The sequence below is a fragment of the Thiohalophilus sp. genome (assembly GCF_046483665.1).
Taxonomy (GTDB): domain Bacteria; phylum Pseudomonadota; class Gammaproteobacteria; order UBA6429; family Thiohalophilaceae; genus Thiohalophilus.
Genome location: NZ_JAWOCR010000011.1, coordinates 57,496 through 75,028, shown reverse-complemented (window position 1 = coordinate 75,028; position 17,533 = coordinate 57,496). Strand labels below are relative to the sequence as shown.

The 17,533-nt window shown below is 54.9% G+C and carries 17 protein-coding genes; 6 read left to right on the top strand and 11 right to left on the bottom strand.

Annotation, left to right across the window (positions count from 1 at the left end; genetic code table 11):
- Nucleotides 1-247 precede the first annotated feature (247 nt).
- Nucleotides 248-781, top strand: coding sequence for a hypothetical protein (locus R6U90_RS02920; protein WP_410351163.1), 534 nt, complete (start codon nt 248-250; stop codon nt 779-781).
- 201 nt (nt 782-982) lie between these two features.
- Here the strand turns inward: R6U90_RS02920 and R6U90_RS02915 are convergent, their stop codons facing one another.
- The 6 genes from R6U90_RS02915 to R6U90_RS02890 form a co-directional block, all read right to left on the bottom strand.
- Nucleotides 983-2,326 carry a YhjD/YihY/BrkB family envelope integrity protein gene (locus R6U90_RS02915; protein ID WP_410351162.1) on the bottom strand — a complete coding sequence of 448 codons (1,344 nt, stop codon included), beginning with the start codon at nt 2,324-2,326 and terminating at the stop codon, nt 983-985.
- Between the two features lie 251 nt (nt 2,327-2,577).
- Nucleotides 2,578-4,530, bottom strand: coding sequence for an acetate--CoA ligase (gene acs, locus R6U90_RS02910; protein ID WP_410351161.1), 1,953 nt, complete (start codon nt 4,528-4,530; stop codon nt 2,578-2,580).
- Between the two features lie 553 nt (nt 4,531-5,083).
- A complete protein-coding gene (locus R6U90_RS02905) occupies nt 5,084-5,845 on the bottom strand; it encodes a flagellar brake protein (RefSeq protein ID WP_410351160.1) in 762 nt (253 codons plus the stop codon).
- Nucleotides 5,846-5,868: 23 nt separating this feature from the next.
- The gene (locus R6U90_RS02900) at nt 5,869-6,324 is read right to left on the bottom strand and encodes a hypothetical protein (protein ID WP_410351159.1); all 456 of its coding nucleotides are present in this window, start codon (nt 6,322-6,324) and stop codon (nt 5,869-5,871) included.
- A 90-nt stretch (nt 6,325-6,414) separates the two neighbouring features.
- The gene (gene gluQRS / locus R6U90_RS02895; RefSeq protein ID WP_410351158.1) at nt 6,415-7,377 is read right to left on the bottom strand and encodes a tRNA glutamyl-Q(34) synthetase GluQRS; all 963 of its coding nucleotides are present in this window, start codon (nt 7,375-7,377) and stop codon (nt 6,415-6,417) included.
- 94 nt (nt 7,378-7,471) lie between these two features.
- Nucleotides 7,472-8,143 carry a nitroreductase gene (locus R6U90_RS02890; protein ID WP_410351157.1) on the bottom strand — a complete coding sequence of 224 codons (672 nt, stop codon included), beginning with the start codon at nt 8,141-8,143 and terminating at the stop codon, nt 7,472-7,474.
- A gap of 115 nt (nt 8,144-8,258) precedes the next feature.
- Between R6U90_RS02890 and R6U90_RS02885 the strand changes: the two genes are divergently transcribed.
- Nucleotides 8,259-8,585 carry a DUF3579 domain-containing protein gene (locus R6U90_RS02885; protein ID WP_410351156.1) on the top strand — a complete coding sequence of 109 codons (327 nt, stop codon included), beginning with the start codon at nt 8,259-8,261 and terminating at the stop codon, nt 8,583-8,585.
- 20 nt (nt 8,586-8,605) lie between these two features.
- Here R6U90_RS02885 and dksA read toward each other — a convergent pair whose 3' ends face one another.
- Nucleotides 8,606-9,253, bottom strand: coding sequence for an RNA polymerase-binding protein DksA (gene dksA, locus R6U90_RS02880; protein ID WP_410351155.1), 648 nt, complete (start codon nt 9,251-9,253; stop codon nt 8,606-8,608).
- A gap of 233 nt (nt 9,254-9,486) precedes the next feature.
- Here dksA and R6U90_RS02875 point away from each other — a divergent pair, with 233 nt between their 5' ends.
- The 3 genes from R6U90_RS02875 to R6U90_RS02865 all read left to right on the top strand — a co-directional run bounded on the left by R6U90_RS02875 (nt 9,487) and on the right by R6U90_RS02865 (nt 12,275).
- On the top strand, nt 9,487-10,257 hold the full coding sequence (locus R6U90_RS02875; RefSeq protein ID WP_410351154.1) for an HAD family hydrolase: 771 nt from the start codon (nt 9,487-9,489) through the stop codon (nt 10,255-10,257).
- A gap of 151 nt (nt 10,258-10,408) precedes the next feature.
- Entirely contained in the window at nt 10,409-11,578 is a 1,170-nt protein-coding gene (locus R6U90_RS02870) for a pyridoxal phosphate-dependent aminotransferase (protein ID WP_410351153.1), read from the top strand.
- Nucleotides 11,571-12,275 (top strand): hypothetical protein, encoded by a 705-nt coding sequence (locus R6U90_RS02865; RefSeq protein ID WP_410351152.1) that lies wholly within the window; start codon nt 11,571-11,573, stop codon nt 12,273-12,275. Before R6U90_RS02870 ends, R6U90_RS02865 begins: the two co-directional genes overlap by 8 nt.
- A gap of 164 nt (nt 12,276-12,439) precedes the next feature.
- Here R6U90_RS02865 and R6U90_RS02860 read toward each other — a convergent pair whose 3' ends face one another.
- The 3 genes from R6U90_RS02860 to R6U90_RS02850 form a co-directional block, all read right to left on the bottom strand.
- Nucleotides 12,440-12,823, bottom strand: coding sequence for a DUF4168 domain-containing protein (locus R6U90_RS02860; protein WP_410351151.1), 384 nt, complete (start codon nt 12,821-12,823; stop codon nt 12,440-12,442).
- Between the two features lie 277 nt (nt 12,824-13,100).
- A complete protein-coding gene (locus R6U90_RS02855; protein ID WP_410351150.1) occupies nt 13,101-14,483 on the bottom strand; it encodes a sigma-54-dependent transcriptional regulator in 1,383 nt (460 codons plus the stop codon).
- Nucleotides 14,476-15,945 (bottom strand): ATP-binding protein, encoded by a 1,470-nt coding sequence (locus R6U90_RS02850; protein WP_410351149.1) that lies wholly within the window; start codon nt 15,943-15,945, stop codon nt 14,476-14,478. The genes R6U90_RS02855 and R6U90_RS02850 overlap by 8 nt, the downstream gene beginning before the upstream one ends.
- 363 nt (nt 15,946-16,308) lie before the next feature.
- On the opposite strand from R6U90_RS02850, the gene R6U90_RS02845 reads away from it, so the two are divergent.
- Entirely contained in the window at nt 16,309-16,677 is a 369-nt protein-coding gene (locus tag R6U90_RS02845; RefSeq protein ID WP_410351148.1) for a hypothetical protein, read from the top strand.
- 56 nt (nt 16,678-16,733) lie between these two features.
- Here the strand turns inward: R6U90_RS02845 and cysZ are convergent, their stop codons facing one another.
- Nucleotides 16,734-17,450, bottom strand: a complete 717-nt coding sequence (gene cysZ, locus R6U90_RS02840) for a sulfate transporter CysZ (RefSeq protein WP_410351147.1) — start codon at nt 17,448-17,450, stop codon at nt 16,734-16,736.
- Between the last annotated feature and the right edge of the window lie 83 nt (nt 17,451-17,533).

Genomic DNA, 17,533 nt, shown 5'->3' with positions numbered 1-17,533 from the left:
GCGGAGTTCGCAGAGGCGCAGAGACGCGGAGAATAAATAATTAAATCAATACCTTAATTAACTCAGGCAACAATACCCGGTTTTTCTCTGCGCCTCCGCGCCTCTGCGTGCTCCGCGTAAAATTGCAGAGAGTTCGAAAAGGGAGAGGGTGAAAATCTGGATTGGCCCGGTCTGTGCATATTTACCGGCAGAGGTGAATGTTTGCCGCCCCGGGCGGTGTCTGCTGCGAGGAGAGAGAATGAGAGCAATGAGGAGACTGGGCGGTTTGCTGTTGCTGTGTGGCGTTCTGGCTGCCTGTGCGTTGCCGGCGCCGCCGGATGCGGTGCAAGCGCCGGATAATGCCATGGTATTCGGGCACCTGGTGGCGCCACAGGAGATAACCAAAATCGAATTTCGGGAATACGGCAAATTCTATCTGCCGCCATTCAAAATCCCGCCGCGGGTACTGGTGTTTGAGAACGGCGATTTCATGGTCGAGAATATCAAGCCCGGTAAATATTACATTGCCGCGGTTTATTCCCGGTTCAGGGATTACACCTTTGTTAAAGACAACCGTACGGCCTATCAGAATATGATCCATGTGCAGGCGGGGGAGACGAAATTTGCCGGTTCGTTTGTCATCCATGAATTGACCGATACCTCGCGTTTTCGGCGCAATGTTGTCCTGCGCAAGGTACGCAAACCGGCTGAACGTGATGTATTGCGCAACATGTATGAATTTACCCGGGGCACAGGCTGGCAAGCCCGGATTGACCGGCGCTTGAAAGAACTACGCATGTAAATGTCATCTCCTAAGGCGGGACAACGGTCCGCAAGCCAGCGCCGGGACACGACCTGTTCGAAGTGGTGGGTTGTTGGCAAGGGTATTAAACGACAGAAAACACTAAAAATCTCGCAGGTACTGAAAAAGTGACCCGGTATTTTCAGTGCTGTCAGAACACCCGAGGGGCTCTTTCTTCTGCTCTGTATTGATATCCGGGGGTTACGTATCCGTTTTAATTTGATCGCCTGCGACCAGGTCACGCAGTGTGATATTTCTGAGCTGTTCCCTGGCAGCTTGCTGATAGTTATTGAAAACTTCATCGATCACCGGATCGGCGGGCAGGCGCTCGGGATTGGCAATTTCATCTTCCTCGGCCTGACGGATACATTCAATGATGCTCGACAAATCGATTCTTTCCGGAGCACGGCCGGGCAGATAGCGTGGCGGCTCGTGTTCGCTACGCACCAGCAGCTGCGCCTCGACCAGTTTGTCGAGAATCGGGTGCAGGCTTTGCTCGACCAGGTTCAGATGGTGAGCCAGCTCCGACAGGGTCCATTCGGTCTGTTGCTGATAATAACGGCGCCCCACAGCAACCATGGCCGTCAGGGTCAGTTTTTCCTTGAGACGATTGCTCAGGCGCAGATGACGCGATTCGCGCCAGCGACGTTCCGGATGCTGGTGATAAAAAGCGATGCTGGCGCCGATCAGCAATATCAACCAGCTGATATAGAGCCATATTATGAACAGAAACAGCGTGGCAAAGGCCGAATAGATGGCAATCGTGCGGGGTGAGGAAGAGACCAGTTCCGCAAAACCCCAGCCAACCGTTTGCCAGAGAATACCGGCCACCGCGGCCCCGACCAGCGCCGAGCGGATCCGCACGCGGGTATTGGGCACCAGCACGTAAAGAAACGCAAACGCGAGAATTACCAGCAGATAGGGAAGAGCCTGGTTGAAGCTTTGCAATAACCAGCCAATCACGGCGGTGTTTTCCAGTTGCGTATACAGGGTGCTGCTGGAGATGGAAGCGGTGACACTGAGAGCGGCGAAGATGAGCAACGGACCAATCAGAATCACACTGAAATAATCGCTGAAACGACGTGCCAGGGAACGGCTCTCGCTGACCTGCCAGGTGTAATTAAAGACCCATTCCACTTTCTGCGTCAAAGAGATCACCGTGTACAACAGCAGAATCAGCCCAACGGAACCAAGCACCCCGGCTTTAACGTTTTCGACAAAATCGATGATCTGACGGGTTACCTCGGGCCCCCGTTCTCCCAGTGGCGCAAGAAGATTCAGAAGAATGGGTTCCAGCTGGTTATGTACACCAAACCCCTTGAGAACTGAAAAACTGACTGCCAGCAAGGGAACCATCGCCAGCAGGGTGGTATAGACCAGGCTCATGGCGCGCAGGTTCAGCTCACCGCTGGCGATATCCCGACCAATCAGATAAATCACCCGCAGCACCCCGATACCACGTGCTTGCCAGGAAGACAGTTGCTGGATATCGGTTTCCCAGAGGGTATTGAGCAGGTAATTACGAAGTGGATCAAACGGTTTCATCTGGCCACGCTCTGATGCCTGTGAAAAGGCTGGGCCAGGTAACTCCGGTGGGCACCTTTCGTAAAATGCGTCGGCACGCTGAGTAAACCGATGTTCCGCAATCTTAATGGCATGGCTTTCATCAATGATCTCTCGTCAGTTCGGTAAAAAACACCACCAGGGAATGCCGATGAACGGGAACAGGAAAAGGACCTCATTCCGGGATTGCGTTCATCCGCGCCTGTTGGCGACTTCAAATCAGCATGATTCGATTATTTATTGCCCCGGTTTTCAATCAGGTTGTCGACCACGGCCGGATCGGCGAGGGTGGAGATATCACCCAGGTTGTCCAGATCGTTTTCAGCGATCTTGCGCAGTATCCGGCGCATGATCTTGCCGGAGCGGGTTTTGGGCAGGCCAGGCGCCCACTGGATGATATCGGGCTTGGCAATGGGACCGATTTCCTGGCGTACCAGATCCAGCAATTCTGCCTTGAGCTCCTCACCGGGTTCCACCCCTTTGACGGTGGTGACATAAGCGTAGATCCCCTGGCCCTTGATGTCATGCGGGTAGCCGACCACCGCCGCCTCGGCGACCTTTTCATGCAGGACCAGAGCCGATTCGACTTCTGCAGTGCCCATGCGATGGCCGGAAACATTGAGTACATCATCCATGCGCCCGGTAATCCAGTAATAGCCGTCGGCATCACGCCGGGCGCCGTCACCGCTGAAATAATAACCGGGATAGGTCTTGAAATAGGTATCCACAAAGCGCTGATGATCACCATAGACAGATCGCATTTGCGAGGGCCAGGGTCGGGTAATGACCAGTGCCCCGGTTGCTTCGCCATCGCCCTCGATCAACTGGTTGGTCTCGGTATCGATAATGCCGGGTTTGACGCCGAAGAAAGGCCGGGTGGCCGAGCCGGGCTTGAGACGAGTGGCCCCTGGCAAGGGTGTGATCAAATGGCCGCCGGTTTCTGTCTGCCACCAGGTATCGACGATCGGGCAGCGCCCGTCACCCACCACTTTGTGATACCACTCCCAGGCCTCGGGATTGATCGGCTCGCCCACGGTTCCCAGTAGCCGCAGGGACTGGCGCGAGGTCTTTTTGACCGGTTCCTCGCCTTCGCGCATCAGGGCACGGATTGCCGTCGGGGCAGTATAAAAGACGCTCACCTTGTGTTTGTCGACGACTTGCCAGAAGCGCGAGGCGTCAGGATAATTGGGTACACCTTCGAAGAACAGGGTGGTGGTGCCATTGGCCAGCGGTCCGTAGACCAGATAGCTGTGGCCGGTGATCCAGCCAACATCTGCGGAACACCAGTAGATGTCCCCTTCGTGCAGATCGAAGGTATATTTTGTAGTGATGGCGGTAAATAGCAGATAGCCGCCGGTGGTGTGTAACACGCCCTTGGGTTTGCCGGTGGAGCCGGAAGTATAGAGGATAAACAGGGGATCTTCGGCATCCATTTCTTCCGGCGGACAATCTGTCGAAGCCTTTTCAACAGCCTCGTGATACCAGATGTCCCGTTGTTCGTGCCAGTCGGTTTGTCCGCCGGTACGTCGTACGGTCAACACGGTATGAACGTTGGGACACTGTTCCAGAGCCTTGTCGGTATTGGCCTTGAGCGGCACGGCCTTGCCGCCGCGTACCCCTTCATCGGCGGTAATCACGACCCGGCAGTCGGAATCCAGGATCCGATCCTTGAGCGATTCGGGTGAGAAGCCACCGAACACCACCGAATGCACGGCACCAATACGGGCGCAGGCCAGCATGGCATAGCCGGCTTCGGGAACCATCGGCATATAAATACAGACCCGATCGCCTTTTTGGACGCCGCGTTCTTTCAGGACATTGGCGAGTCGTGCGACCTGGTCATGCAGCTCCCGATAGGTGATCTGTTGGGCATCGTTCGGATCGTCGCCTTCCCAGATGATTGCTGTCTGATCGCCCCGTTCCTCGAGGTGACGATCGATACAATTGTAGGCCACATTCAGTTTGCCGCCTTCAAACCATTTGATGTGCAGGTTATCGGGATCATAACTCCAGTCCAGTACTCTGTCCCAGGGTTTGTACCAGCTGAGAAATTTTTCCGCCTGTTCGGCCCAGAAGCCCTCCGGGTCGTCAATTGAGTGTTGATACATGGCGTGATAGTCGGCTTCGCTGATGTTGGCCTGGGCAGCAAAATCCGCGGGGATGTCATATATCTTCTCTTGGGGCATGGGTGACTCCTGGTAATTGTTATTCGAAAAAAAAATCGGTGGTCTTACATTCCGGGAGAAGGCTGGTAGTTGCTGTGTTGCGAGTGATAGCCGCCGGTTCTCTGCACCTGATACGGGGCGCAGGCATAACCCGGGTGGCGCTGAATTAAAAAGAAAGCAACGGATAATGCCATGAAAGTTGACACGCCCGGCCATTGAGTGCCAGCGTTGAAATTGTCCGTCTCCAACAGCCAGATATCGGAACTTTCGCCACCCGGGTAGAACAAGATGGTGTACAGAATCCACTCACTTCGACGGTTTAACGGCTGTTGAAACAGGGATTTGGCAAGTCGTGATCTCATGCACTCTTTTTAACAGGACTGTCCCGACCCTTCAAGCATTTCGACCCGGCAGAGGGAGGGTTGTTGTTAGTTAAGCTGCTGATTAATAAGTAATTTCACAAAGTCTTTTGGCCGACTCGCAGACCGGTCTGCCTGTCCAGCTGTCAGGTCTCAGCTGCAGGAGCCGGAAAAAGCGGTTTACGTGCGCTACCTGCAAACAGGTCAATCCGGGATCAGTTACGGGTGATCTGGGTTTCGATTGTCTGGATGTAACGTTGAATCAGGCTGCAGGTATCCATGCCCGGATTAATAAACTGTGCACCGATGCGGTATCCACTATTTTCCATAGTCCCGATCGGAATAATGTTACGGATTTCCAGGTTGACTCCTACCGGCTGGCTGTCGGGGATAGCCAGTTTGCAGTTTTCATAGATCTGGCCTTCTTCGAACTCGATGGGTTGATCCGTATGGTGTAATGCCAGTCCGCCAACGCTCAGATCCAGGGTAGGAATTTGTATGTTCTCGTTGTTCTGGTTTGTCAGCTCACAGGAGACAGCGGAGCTCAGGGGCAAGCGGATACGATAATATTCACGCCGCTGGACCCACAGCAGAGTGTCGGGTAGCTGGCAGGCGATGGCCGGTTTGCCATGGCGTTTGGCACGTTGAAAGCCGGTTGCGCTGAACTGCGCCGTAATACCTTCATAGGAGGTTTTGAATACTGCGCGCTCGGCTTCGAGTAATTTACGGGTGATCTTTTCATCAGAACCGTAGTCCAGTACCAGCAGGTTTTTCTCGGGCAGGATATCGACAATCAGCGTCAGCAATGAATACTTGCCCTGACCGAAATGGGCGGTAATCATATTTTTGCTTTTACTTAACTGGCGGAGTTTTTGAACAATCGCCGCCTTGCTGTATAGCAGATACTGATCGACGTTCTCGATATTATCCTGCTGTCCCTGATCCGGGCCCTCCGGCTTGTCCTGATAATTGGTCATGGTATTAAAGCGACATTGTTTTTTTAGTTGTTGGCGTTGTCACGGGTACCGAACAGTTTTTGCCACCAGCGTCGGCGATTTCCCGGTAACGGCAGTTCGGTTTGCAAGTCGACTGGTTTGATTAATGATAATACCCAGCCGGGTAACGGCGGATTGGTACTGAACCCGCATGATACGCCGAGATTGTTGGGATCGTATATTTTTATAAAAGCCGGATCGTTGGGCTCATCAGCATAGACAATACCACAATAATCTTCATCGTGTTCCTGGCGAAGCAATTTGTCGATTTCGGTAATAAAAGTATCCAGTTGTTCCTGATTGGCGGGGGCTTGCGGCGGGGGCTCCCCTACCGCATAGATATACCAGGACTTGTCCTGTTCGCGCAGGGTTTGCCAGAGCGTATCCAGCTGGGGCCAGCGCAGCATACTGGTGAAACTGCCGCGGAAGGCTTGCAGGTATGTGGGCTGTGTTTGTGTCATACGTTTCCCTATATCGGCATTATGGATGGAATTTTAACATTAAATCAGACGCTTGACGGCCGGGATCCTTACCGTGGAATCGTACAGCGATTAATGCTCAGGCACGGGGCACGGGTTATCGGCTTCATGCCGGGTCGGTATTCTATCCGCTGCCCAGTTGTCGATAGCCCAGTCCCAGAAACCCTGCAAACTGCCATGTTGAATTTCTTCGGGAACGGGATGACCGAGGAATTGCATGGCGTTGACGAGCGGAACAAGGGGTTGTTCGGAGGAAAGCGGTCGTGCGCCGGTTTGTTTGCTCAGTTTTTGTCCATCGGAACCCCGTACCACCGGCAGATGCGCATAAGCCGGGGAACGCAGACCCAGTTGCTGTTGCACGTGGATCTGGCGGGGTGTCGAGTCGAGCAAATCGCAGCCACGCACGACTTCCGTCATACCCTGTTCGGCATCATCCAGTGCCACCGCCAGTTGATAGGAGATATAGCCATCGGCCCGGCGCAGCACGAAATCGCCGACCGCTTTTTCAAGTTCACAGATCTGTTTTCCCTGCAGGCGATCGGCAAATTTAATCAGTGTATCCGTCGTCAGCAGGCGAGTGGCATGTCGATCCCGGCAGGGGAAACGGCGCGAACGGCAGGTGCCGGAATAGATCCGTGTGCCGTCACATCCGATGGGATGCTCGCGCAACTGGCGTCGGGTGCAGGTGCAGGGATAGGTGAGATGTTGATGCTGTAACTGGGCCAGTGCCTCGGCATAGTATGCTTGTCGTCGGCTCTGGTAACTAAGCTCATCCCATTCGAATCCGTACGCGGCAAGCAACGCAATGATCGCGCCGGCCGCGCCTGCCACTTCACGCGGCGGATCGATATCCTCGATCCGCAACCACCATTGTCCACCCTGGTGTCGGGCCTGCAAATAACTGCCAACGGCGGCGACCAGCGAGCCAAAATGGAGCGGCCCGGTGGGGGAAGGGGCAAAGCGTCCTCTATAAAAAAAGGGACGGGGGCCGAGTGACGAATGACGAGGAGAAGAGGAAGGTTGCTTGTCAGTCATTTTGGAAGAAGCTGGTCCATCGTTGAGCGTGGATTACACAACAGATTGAAACAGGTTATGTTCCTCGTTACTCGTCCCTCGGCCCTCGGCCCTGTTACTTATACCACCGGGTAAATTCATTCACCGGCTGCCGTTCCAGACGATACTGGTTGATCGGATGATCCGGATCGGCGTAACCGAGGGACATGCCGCAGACGACCTGCAAATCGGTCGGCAAGTCGAGCTGTTGGCGAACAAGGTCGGGAAATTCAGCCAGGGAGGCCTGGGGGCAGGTGTCCAGGCCGAACCCTTTGGCGGCCAGCATGACGTTCTGGATGAACAGGCCCATGTCCAGCCAGGAGCCTTTTTCCAGCTGCTTGTCGATCAGAAATAACAGACCAATCGGCGCGTCGAAAAAACGGTAATTGCGATACCAGGCGGCTTTTTGTTTATCGCGGTCCTCGCGACCAATATCGAGTGCCTGATAAAGTGCGAGACCGCAGTTCTTGCGCCGTTCCCGATAGGGGCTGTTCCACTCGCGCGGATAGTAGGTATAGTCGGGATTTTTGCTCTGGCCGCTCTCGAGGGCCTGGATCATCGCCTCGCCCAGCTGCTGTTTGGTCTTTCCTTCCAGAACACAGACCTGCCAGGGTTGGGTATTGACCCCGGAAGGTGTCCAGCGGGCCAGTTCCAGAACCGATTCCACTGTTTCGCGTGACACCGATTTATCCACATAGGCGCGAGTGGAGTGGCGTTCACGAATCGCCTCATGCACAGTCACAGACATGTTCTTTCCCGTTGGTATATTAAGTTCACTGACATATGGTCGATAGTTACCGAAACCGGAATGGCATCAGCCTAACATTATTTGTATAGCATGACGAAGCGGGACGATACCGACATTGAGCGACAGCAAGTATGACAAAAACGGAATAGTCGTGATTCGGGGCGTGAATCAGCAGGGTAGTCGGCTGCGCCCCGGCGACTGGGCCGAACGGCTGGGCGCCAGTCTGGCCCATTTCGGACGGGATAATCGCATGCGTTATGATCAGGCTGTGCAGCCATGCATTATTGACGGTGAGAAATGTCTGGTGGTGGCTCGTGGCCTGGCGGACAGTAATCCCGCGGCGTTTGACTTTCTCATGACATTCGCCCGCAGTAACGATCTCAAAATCCGCCTCGACCGCCGCCATGGCAAACGAGCCCTTCGACCAGTAACCAGTCCCTAGGTCCTGGTTAGCGGTACCTGTCAGGCTCTCGTCCGCTCGCGGATTTCGTCCAGGCTCTTGCAATCGATGCAGAGGGTGGCGGTGGGGCGGGCTTCGAGACGGCGGATGCCGATTTCGATGCCGCACTCTTCACAGTAACCGTATTCACCATTGTCGATGGCGTTCAGGGATTCATCAATTTTCTTGATGAGCTTGCGTTCGCGATCCCGGGTACGCAGTTCCATCGTGAAATCAGATTCCTGACTGGCCCGGTCATTGGGATCCGGGAAATTGGCGGCTTCGTCCTGCATATGGTGCACGGTACGATCCACTTCTTCCATCAACTCGCGCTTCCAGTTCTGCAATATCTCACGAAAATGCTGAGACATTGCCTCGTTCATGTATTCTTCGCCCTTTTTCATCTGATAGGGCGTGATTTCGCCGGCGTGTTCGGTCACGGATTTCCGCGAGGCCGGTTTTTTCCGGGCAGTGGACTTCTTCGCCGCGGTTTTCTTTTTCGCGGCGGTTTTTTTCTTGCCCGTGGTTTTTTTCGCCGCCGTTTTCTTTTTGGCCGCGGTTTTCTTTTTCGCCGTGGTTTTTTTCGCGGCGGTCTTTTTGCTGGTCGGTTTCTTCTTCGCCGCCGTTTTCTTGGCGGTTTTCTTCTTCGCGGTCTTTTTCTTTGCGGCCATGTGCAATGGTCTCCTGGCGAACACTGTTCTGTAAAAAATAACGCGCTTTTCTAACAGAATCCGCCCGACAGCGCAATAAACGCGTGGTCTGACGAGCAGTTTTTTCTACTCGCTTGACGGGGGGCGCACTTAACCTTATGAATATTATGGAATTATGCGGATTCTAGCAGGTGGCAAAATCGCCGGTTTCAGGTAAGCTGGCGCGCTTTTTAAGCAATGCAGAGCGGAGAGCGATGGCGGAACTGACAGCACTGTTATTTGATGTGGACGGTACCCTGGCGGATACCGAGCGGGACGGCCACCGGGTGGCGTTCAATCAGGCCTTTGCCGAGGCCGGACTCGACTGGGAATGGGATGTGGCCACCTATGGGGCGCTGCTGAGCGTCACCGGCGGCAAGGAACGGATGCGCCATTATCTGGAACAGTACCGGCCCACCGCAACCTTGCCGGGCGACCCGGCCGACTGGATTGCTGATCTGCATCGGGCCAAGACCCGTCATTACGAAGCGTTGCTGGGCGAGGGGGGCATCCCGTTGCGCCCCGGTGTTGAGCGGCTGTTACGCGAGGCGCGCGAGGCGAGTTACCGCCTGGCGATTGCCACAACCACCACTCCGGCCAATGTAACGGCCTTGCTGGAGAACGCCGTCGGGCCCGACGCGCTCCAGTGGTTCGAGGTGATTGCTGCCGGCGATGTGGTGCCGGCAAAGAAACCGGCGCCGGATATTTATCATTACGCCATGGAAAAAATGGCGCTCGAGCCGACACAGTGTATCGCGTTCGAGGATTCCCATAACGGGATACTGGCGAGCAAAGGCGCCGGGCTGAAGACTATCATCACGGTCAATGACTACACGCGCGATCATGATTTTGACGACGCGGAGCTGGTGCTGGATAGTTTCGGTGAGCCGCAGCAGCCGTTTCAGGTTCTGTCCGGAGCGCCGACTATCGTGAAGGGTGCCAGGTATCTGGATATGGCGCTGGTCAAACGGGTCCATTCAGGCTGACGCAAAAAATATTCTAACCACTGAACTCACCGGCCTGACCGGGAGAAGAAAACGGGTGTCTTTGGTGTTGCCGGGATTGCCATCTTATCGGTCGCACCGTGTGTATTTCCCCGGGCTTTCAGTGCGCCTGTAACAAGGTTAAAGTTCTGCTATGTCTGACACCCCTGCCCGTCGTATCGATCGTATTCAGCCCTTTCGGGTCATGGCCCTGCTGGCCGAGGCCCGGGAGCTGGAACAACAGGGCCGGGATATCGTGCATATGGAGATCGGGGAACCCGATTTTCCCACCCCCGCCCCGGTGGTCGAGGCGGCCACCCGGGCGATCGCCGACGGCGAGGTGCACTACACGCCGGCGCTGGGGATGGCCGCGCTGCGTGAGGCGATTGCCGGCTTTTATCAGGAACGCTATGGGATTTCGGTACCGGCGGCGCGGATCATGGTCACTCCCGGGGCTTCCGGCGCCCTGTTACTGGCGCTGGGCGTATTGCTGGAACCGGGGCAGGGGGTGATGCTGGCCGATCCCGGTTATCCCTGTAATCGCAATTTCGCCCATTTTCTTGACGCCCAGGTCCAGGCGGTGCCTGTCAATGCGCAGACCGGCTACCAGCTGACGCTGGAACGGGTACAGCAGCACTGGCAACCTCATACCCGGGTAGTTATGCTCGCCTCGCCGGCCAATCCCACCGGAACCCTGATTCCCCCTGACGAACTGCTGGCGATCATTACCTGGGTAGAGCAACAGGGCGCCTCGGTGATCGTCGACGAAATTTATCACGGCCTGGTCTATGGCACCCCGGTGCCTAGCGCGCTGAATCTGGGTGAGCGGATGGTGGTCATAAACAGCTTTTCCAAATATTTCGGTATGACCGGGTGGCGCATCGGCTGGCTGGCGGCGCCATCGTACCTGATGCCGTCTCTCGACAAGCTCGCACAGAACCTGTTCCTGTCCGCCTCGACACCGGCCCAGCATGCGGCGTTGGCGGCGCTTGAACCGCAGACCCTGGCGATTCTCGAACAGCGGTGTGCGGCGTTCGAACAACGCCGTGATTTTCTACTGCCGGCATTGCGCGAGATCGGCTTCGACATCAAGGTCGAACCGCAAGGGGCATTTTATCTGTATGCTGATTGCCGCCGGTTTACCGACAACAGCTTTGCCTTTGCCCAAACCCTGTTGCAGGAGATCGGTGTGGCGATTACTCCGGGTAACGATTTCGGCGATAACCAGCCGCAACAGTATGTACGCTTTGCCTACACGACGTCGCTGGAGCGACTGCAAGAAGGTGTGCGGCGTTTGCAACAATGGCTGACTCCTGATGGCTGAGTCTCCGCGGACAGAACCGGTGCAGCCACAGAGCAGTCAGCGTGCGGCACTGATTTACCGACGTACAGTCATGGTGCTGTTGTTTTTAATGGCCGTGGAACTGATACTCACCCTGTATAACGGGTTATGGCTGAGTGCGATTCTGATCATGGCCATCATGTTGGTGGTTCTGTCACCGGCCATCATCGGTCGGCATTTTCAGATCACCGTGCCGGCGGAGTTTCAGTTGCTGGCGGTGTTGTTTGTTTTCGCTTCATTATTTTTAGGGGAAATCCGTCGTTACTATGATCGGCTCTGGTGGTGGGATATTGCCCTGCATGCCAGTTCGGGCCTGTTGCTTGGCCTGCTCGGCTTTTTGCTGATCTATATACTCAACGAGAACCGACGCATCGAATTGCATTTGCGTCCGGGTTTTATGGCACTATTTGCGTTCTTGTTTGCGGTGACTGCCGGTACGCTATGGGAAATTTTTGAATTTGCCATGGACTACTTTGTCGGCACCACGATGCAAAAACCGATGCTTGGTGATGATTCGGGACTGACCGATACCATGTTGGATTTGGTTGTCGACGCGGTCGGGGCGCTCTTAATCAGTATCTTTGGCTGGTGGTATATGAAGCGGGGCGAACGCTCATTTATCGTCGACTGGATCGGCAAGTTCATCGATCGCAACCCCCGGCTTTTCAAAATTGACTAAATCAAGCATTCCGTACTCTGATACAGGTCTGAAACCCTGAAGCACCAATTAAGGTGAAATGAACGAATCCATGGAATGTTTGAGTTAGTCGACCTGCGGTTATAAGGTAAAAAAATGCCCCGCAAGGCGGGGCATTTTTTCATTTTACTAAAGAACAGCACAGATTACTGGTCGCCCAGTACCTTTTCTTGCAGTTCCGGGTTTTGCTGAACAGCGGCAAATATCTCGTTGTATTCCTGCACAGAGAGACCGGCATCTTCCACGGCGCTGACCATGTCCTGCTGGGCCTGCTGCTGCAGTTCCTGGGCTTTTTCCGTATCTTCGACATTTTCCAGCTTGCCCGCGAAAGATTCACGTATGCTGTTAACTTCGGAAAAGGCGTCCTTGAATTTATTCAGGGAAGCCTCGTCTACATTGGCTGCCGCCTGTCCATCTTGTTGCTGCTGCTGTTGCTGTGCGTCGCCCTGGCCATAGTTCTGGGCGTAAGCGCCAACAGAAAGGCTCATACCAAACAGGGCGACTAACAGTGCTGTTTTGTTCATCTTCATAATGTAGAACTCCTCGGTTTTTTACTGACACCACTTCGGGAGCAAATGGCATGCCGATTTGTTGCGACCTGGTTATACGCTTATAACCAAAACCGTGTTGATTACGAAAAATCCTTCCATGACAGTGACTTGGGTATGTGTAAATGTTTTGTTCACAAAATACTGAGTCAGGAGTGGAAAATATTTATCCGGTATCGGATTGTACAGGTTACCGAAGAGGCGAAAAATGTGTAGCAATATGGCACATGTGCCGCCGTGTCTGTCGCACAGGGTGTTCTCAGCTCTCGTCTTCCTGGCCCAGACGCCGATAGAGTGTGCGCCGGCCAATACCAAGAATTTCTGCGGCCCGACGTTTGTTGCCGTCGACCTGCTCGATGACGTGTTCGATATAGCGGCGCTCCAGTTCCTGCAAGGGAATCAGTTCATTATTATTTGCCAGTATGGCCGGTAGCGGTGTACCGGACTGCAGATCCTGGTTTTCGAACAGGCGTTCCGGTAAATGCGCAATGTCGATCTGGTTGGCGTGACAGAAAGTGACGGCCCATTCGATGATATTGGATAACTCGCGTACATTACCTGGAAAAGGGTAGGTTTTGAGCTGTTGCAGGGCGCGATCGGTAATGCCCTGGATCGGATGATCGCGCCGGACACTGAATTCATCGATAAAGCGGGCGGTCAGCAATTCCAGATCCTCGCCACGCTCGCGCAACGGGGGAACTTGCAGGGCAAACGTATTCAGGCGATAGAACAGATCCTCACGGAAGTTGCCTTCACTGACTTCGCGTTCCAGATCGCTGTTGGTGGCGGCCAGAATCCGGACTTCGAGGTTTTCCTCGCGGTTGGCGCCGACCGGCCTCAGACGTTGTTCCTGCAGAACGCGCAGCAACTTGGCCTGCATCCCGATGGGCAATTCACCGATCTCATCCAGCAACAGGCTGCCGCCGCTGGCTTCCAGAAACAGGCCGCGGCGGGCCTTTTGCGCCCCGGAGAACGCGCCGGCAGCGTGACCGAACAGCTCGCTTTCCAGCAGTTCGGCCGGGATGGCGGCACAGTTGACGGCAATAAACGGACCCTCGGCCACATCGCTTTCGGCATGCAGGGCGCGGGCTACCAGTTCCTTGCCGACCCCGCTTTCTCCCTCGATCAGCACCGGACCGGCGGCCCGGGCAATCTGACGGATCTGGCTGTAGAGCTGTTGCATGGGCGCACTGCGCCCGACGAGACCATGAAAATCGCCGCTGCCGAGCAATTCGCGATAGCGGACCAGCTCCAGGCGCAGGCGACGGGTCTCGTGAACCCGTTGCACACTCATTAACAGATGCTGCAGATCCACCGGCTTGGTCAGAAAGTCATCGGCACCCTGTTTGAGTGCCTCCACCGCCTGTGACACCGTGCCGAATCCGGTAATAATGATAAACCCGGGCGCCACGGGTAATTGCCGGGTCTGTTGTAACAACGCCATGGCATCGGCGCCAGGCAAACGCAGATCGCTGATGACCAGATCGACCGGCTGGTCGTTGAGTAATTGCCACGCCTGTTCGGCGTCAGACGCTTCCAGCGCGTTGTAACCGCTGTCACGCAATTCCTCGATCAACAATTTACGTAGCGAGGCATCATCCTCGACGATCAGAACATGGGCCGTGGTAGATGTGTTATTCATGCATTGCTCCGCGTTGCCGGGTGACGGGCAGGACGATTCGAAAGCGGGCACCGCCCAGCGGACCGGTTTGGATCTCGATCTGGCCGTCGTGATCGCTGACGGCGGCGTGAGCCACGGCCAGTCCCAGTCCGGTCCCTTCATCGACGCCCTTGGTGGTATAAAACGGTTCGAAAATCCGTTCCCGATCGGCTTCGGCAATGCCGGGACCGTCGTCGTCGATGAAAAAGCCGGCCTGTGTCTCATTGGCAAACCAGCCGATGCGGACCTGCCGCGTGGCTGCCTGTACCGCGTTGTGCAGCAGATTCGATAGTGCCTGTTCCATACGCAGCCGGTCGATCATCAGCTCCGGTACTGGCCGGGTCTCATCCACCTGCACCGCAATATGCTCATAACGGACATCGCTGGCGACCTGGGTAAGTACCGCGCGTACGACTCGATCGGCCCGTTCCGGCTGATATTGCAAGGGATTGCTGCGACCGAAGTCCATCAGCTGGCGCACGATGAAATTCATCCGTTGCACTTCCTTGCGAATTTCCGACAGCGCCGCGTCGATGGCCGGATTGAGATCGCGGTGGCGCTGGGCCCGCTGGGCCTGACCGTCGACCACATTCAGTGGCGTTCCCAGTTCGTGGGCTACACCGGCGGCCAGCTGGCCGATCACGGCCATGCGTTCCGAGCGGTGCAGACGATCCTCCAGTGCAGCCTGTTCCCGTTGCTGGCGGACTACCATGGCTTCCTGGCTGTTCAGGTTTTCCAGCATCCGGTTGAGTCCGACTGCCAGGTCTTGCAGTTCCCGGGGGCCGTCGGTTGGCACCCGTTGCTCGCGCTCGCCGGCGCTGATGCGCCCTATGACCTGGCGCATGGCCGTGACATGGGAGCCGAAGGCCTTGTAGTGGCCGTAAAAAATCACCACGCTCAATAACAAAGCTGTGATCAGCAAGACGGCCAGCCCCTGATAATGCAAGCGGGTAATATAAGCTTCGAATTCACTGGCCCGGCGGGTGATCTGCAGCATGCCGGTGATCTGACCGGTATCTTTGAACAGCGGGAGGAAATAGGAATAGACATCCTCGCCATCTAAATTACGCTTATATTCTTCGCGTCGATCGCCTTCGGACATTAATTCGGCGACCCGGCTGGTGTCCACTGCGGGTTCGGTCGGGCCGCTGGCACCGATGCGGTCGCCACGGGCATCATAGACATAGGCGCTGTAGACCCGGCTGATATGCGAGGTTGAATCCAATGCCTGGGCGAGCGCTCCCTCGCGGCCCTGCTCCATGGCGTAGATGACCGGCTGGCGAATGGTTCGGGCAACCAGTTCGATTTCATCCTGCATGCGATCCTGGCTCTGGTTCTCGAGTACCTTCAGGGAGTACCAGCCAGCCGTGGCACTCAGCGCCAGCAACGGTAACAGGACAAATATCAGCAGGGCAGTGCGCAGATTATAGCGTTGCAGAGACACAGAACCCCTCTTTGGATTGTGAGTCATTCTGACACATGCGCGCCGCGATCCTGGTAGAAGCACACGTTTCAGTTATGACCTTAGGACTGATTGAACCGCATCAGTTTAACATGCTGAGCCGTGTATGCCGCGCCTCGTAGCGTGAAGCAGAGTTAACTCTTTGATCTGGCGTTATTCTGTTGCTATTGAACTGAATATACGACTGATTCGTCATAGACCGGGTCAAAGAGAAGCCCGCTGGCACAGGATTTGCCCTGATACAGATTGAACAAAAATGAGCCGGGCAGTTTTTGCGTGTAAAGAACAGCTTAACATCCACTGCAAAACACTTGCCGATTAATGACCAGTCAACATGGAGTTGTAATGAAAATCAAACTGTTTCCTGTCACCGTCTTTTTGCTGGTTTTTACCAGCCAGACCCAGGCTGACGATTGCCTGGAAGCCGTGGAACACCAGATTGAATCGGCCGAACCCAGCTATAACCAGGTCTGGCTCGAATGGTCGGCGCGCATTCGCAATAGCTGCGAGGAATCCTACTATACTCTGGTTACTGTTGACTTTCACGATGCCGAAGAAAAGCGCATTCACCAGTCCCTCACCAGTACAATGATCAAAAAAGGCGATACCGTGACCTTGAATAAGCGATCACTGGTGGACGAGGATGTCTATTCGAAAATTGAAAACAGCGAAATCCGAATCGATCCCGAAGAGCTGCCGAACGAAGTACAATAAGCATATGAGTTGAATAAGATCGTATTTTGCAAATATCTTATATTCTTGTCTGCTTGTTAAAACTGTTCAACACGCATTGCTGTGGCACCGGCCACGGCAACCGGCATGACCATAAAATTGAATACAGGGATAAGGGTGGCTATCATCACCGCGCCACCAAAGCCCAGAGACAACAGGCGTTTCTGTTGGATGGCCCGGCGAATCTCCGGGAAGCTGCGTCCCTGATTGCCCAGCGGATAATCCAGATACTCAATACTTAACATCCAGGCACTGAAGATGATCCACAATACCGGCGCAATCAGGTTAATGCCGGGAATCAGTGTGATGATCAGCAGAGCCAGCGCTATCAACGCAAACAGCAACATTTTTTTTATCTCACCACTGATGGCCTTGACCAGCTCCTCCATGAATCCCACTTCGCTGATGGGCGAGCGGCCGGTCAGGTTTTTTTCTACTGCTGCGGACAGAAAGCTGTTAAATGGTGCGCTGACCAGATTGGCCAGAATGGTAAAACTGAAGAACACGGCGATGCCGGTGGTGATTGCAAAAATAAACCAGAGCAGGCTATCCAGCCAGGCCAGCCAGTCAGGCAATGTTGGCATCAGCCACTCCAGCAACACCTCGAACTGTGCAGCCAGCAGCCAGATCAGACCAGCAAAGATCAGAATGTTGATTATCAGGGGAATCACAACATGGCGCTTCACGCCAGGCTCGCCAATCAGGCTCAAACCGCGTAACAGATAACTGGCGCCGGTAACCGGATTACTGATCATATAGCCTCCTGAGAGAGAAGAGCTTCACCACCAAGACACGAAGACACCAAGCAAAAATTTTAATTTCGATTGCCACTTTTCTT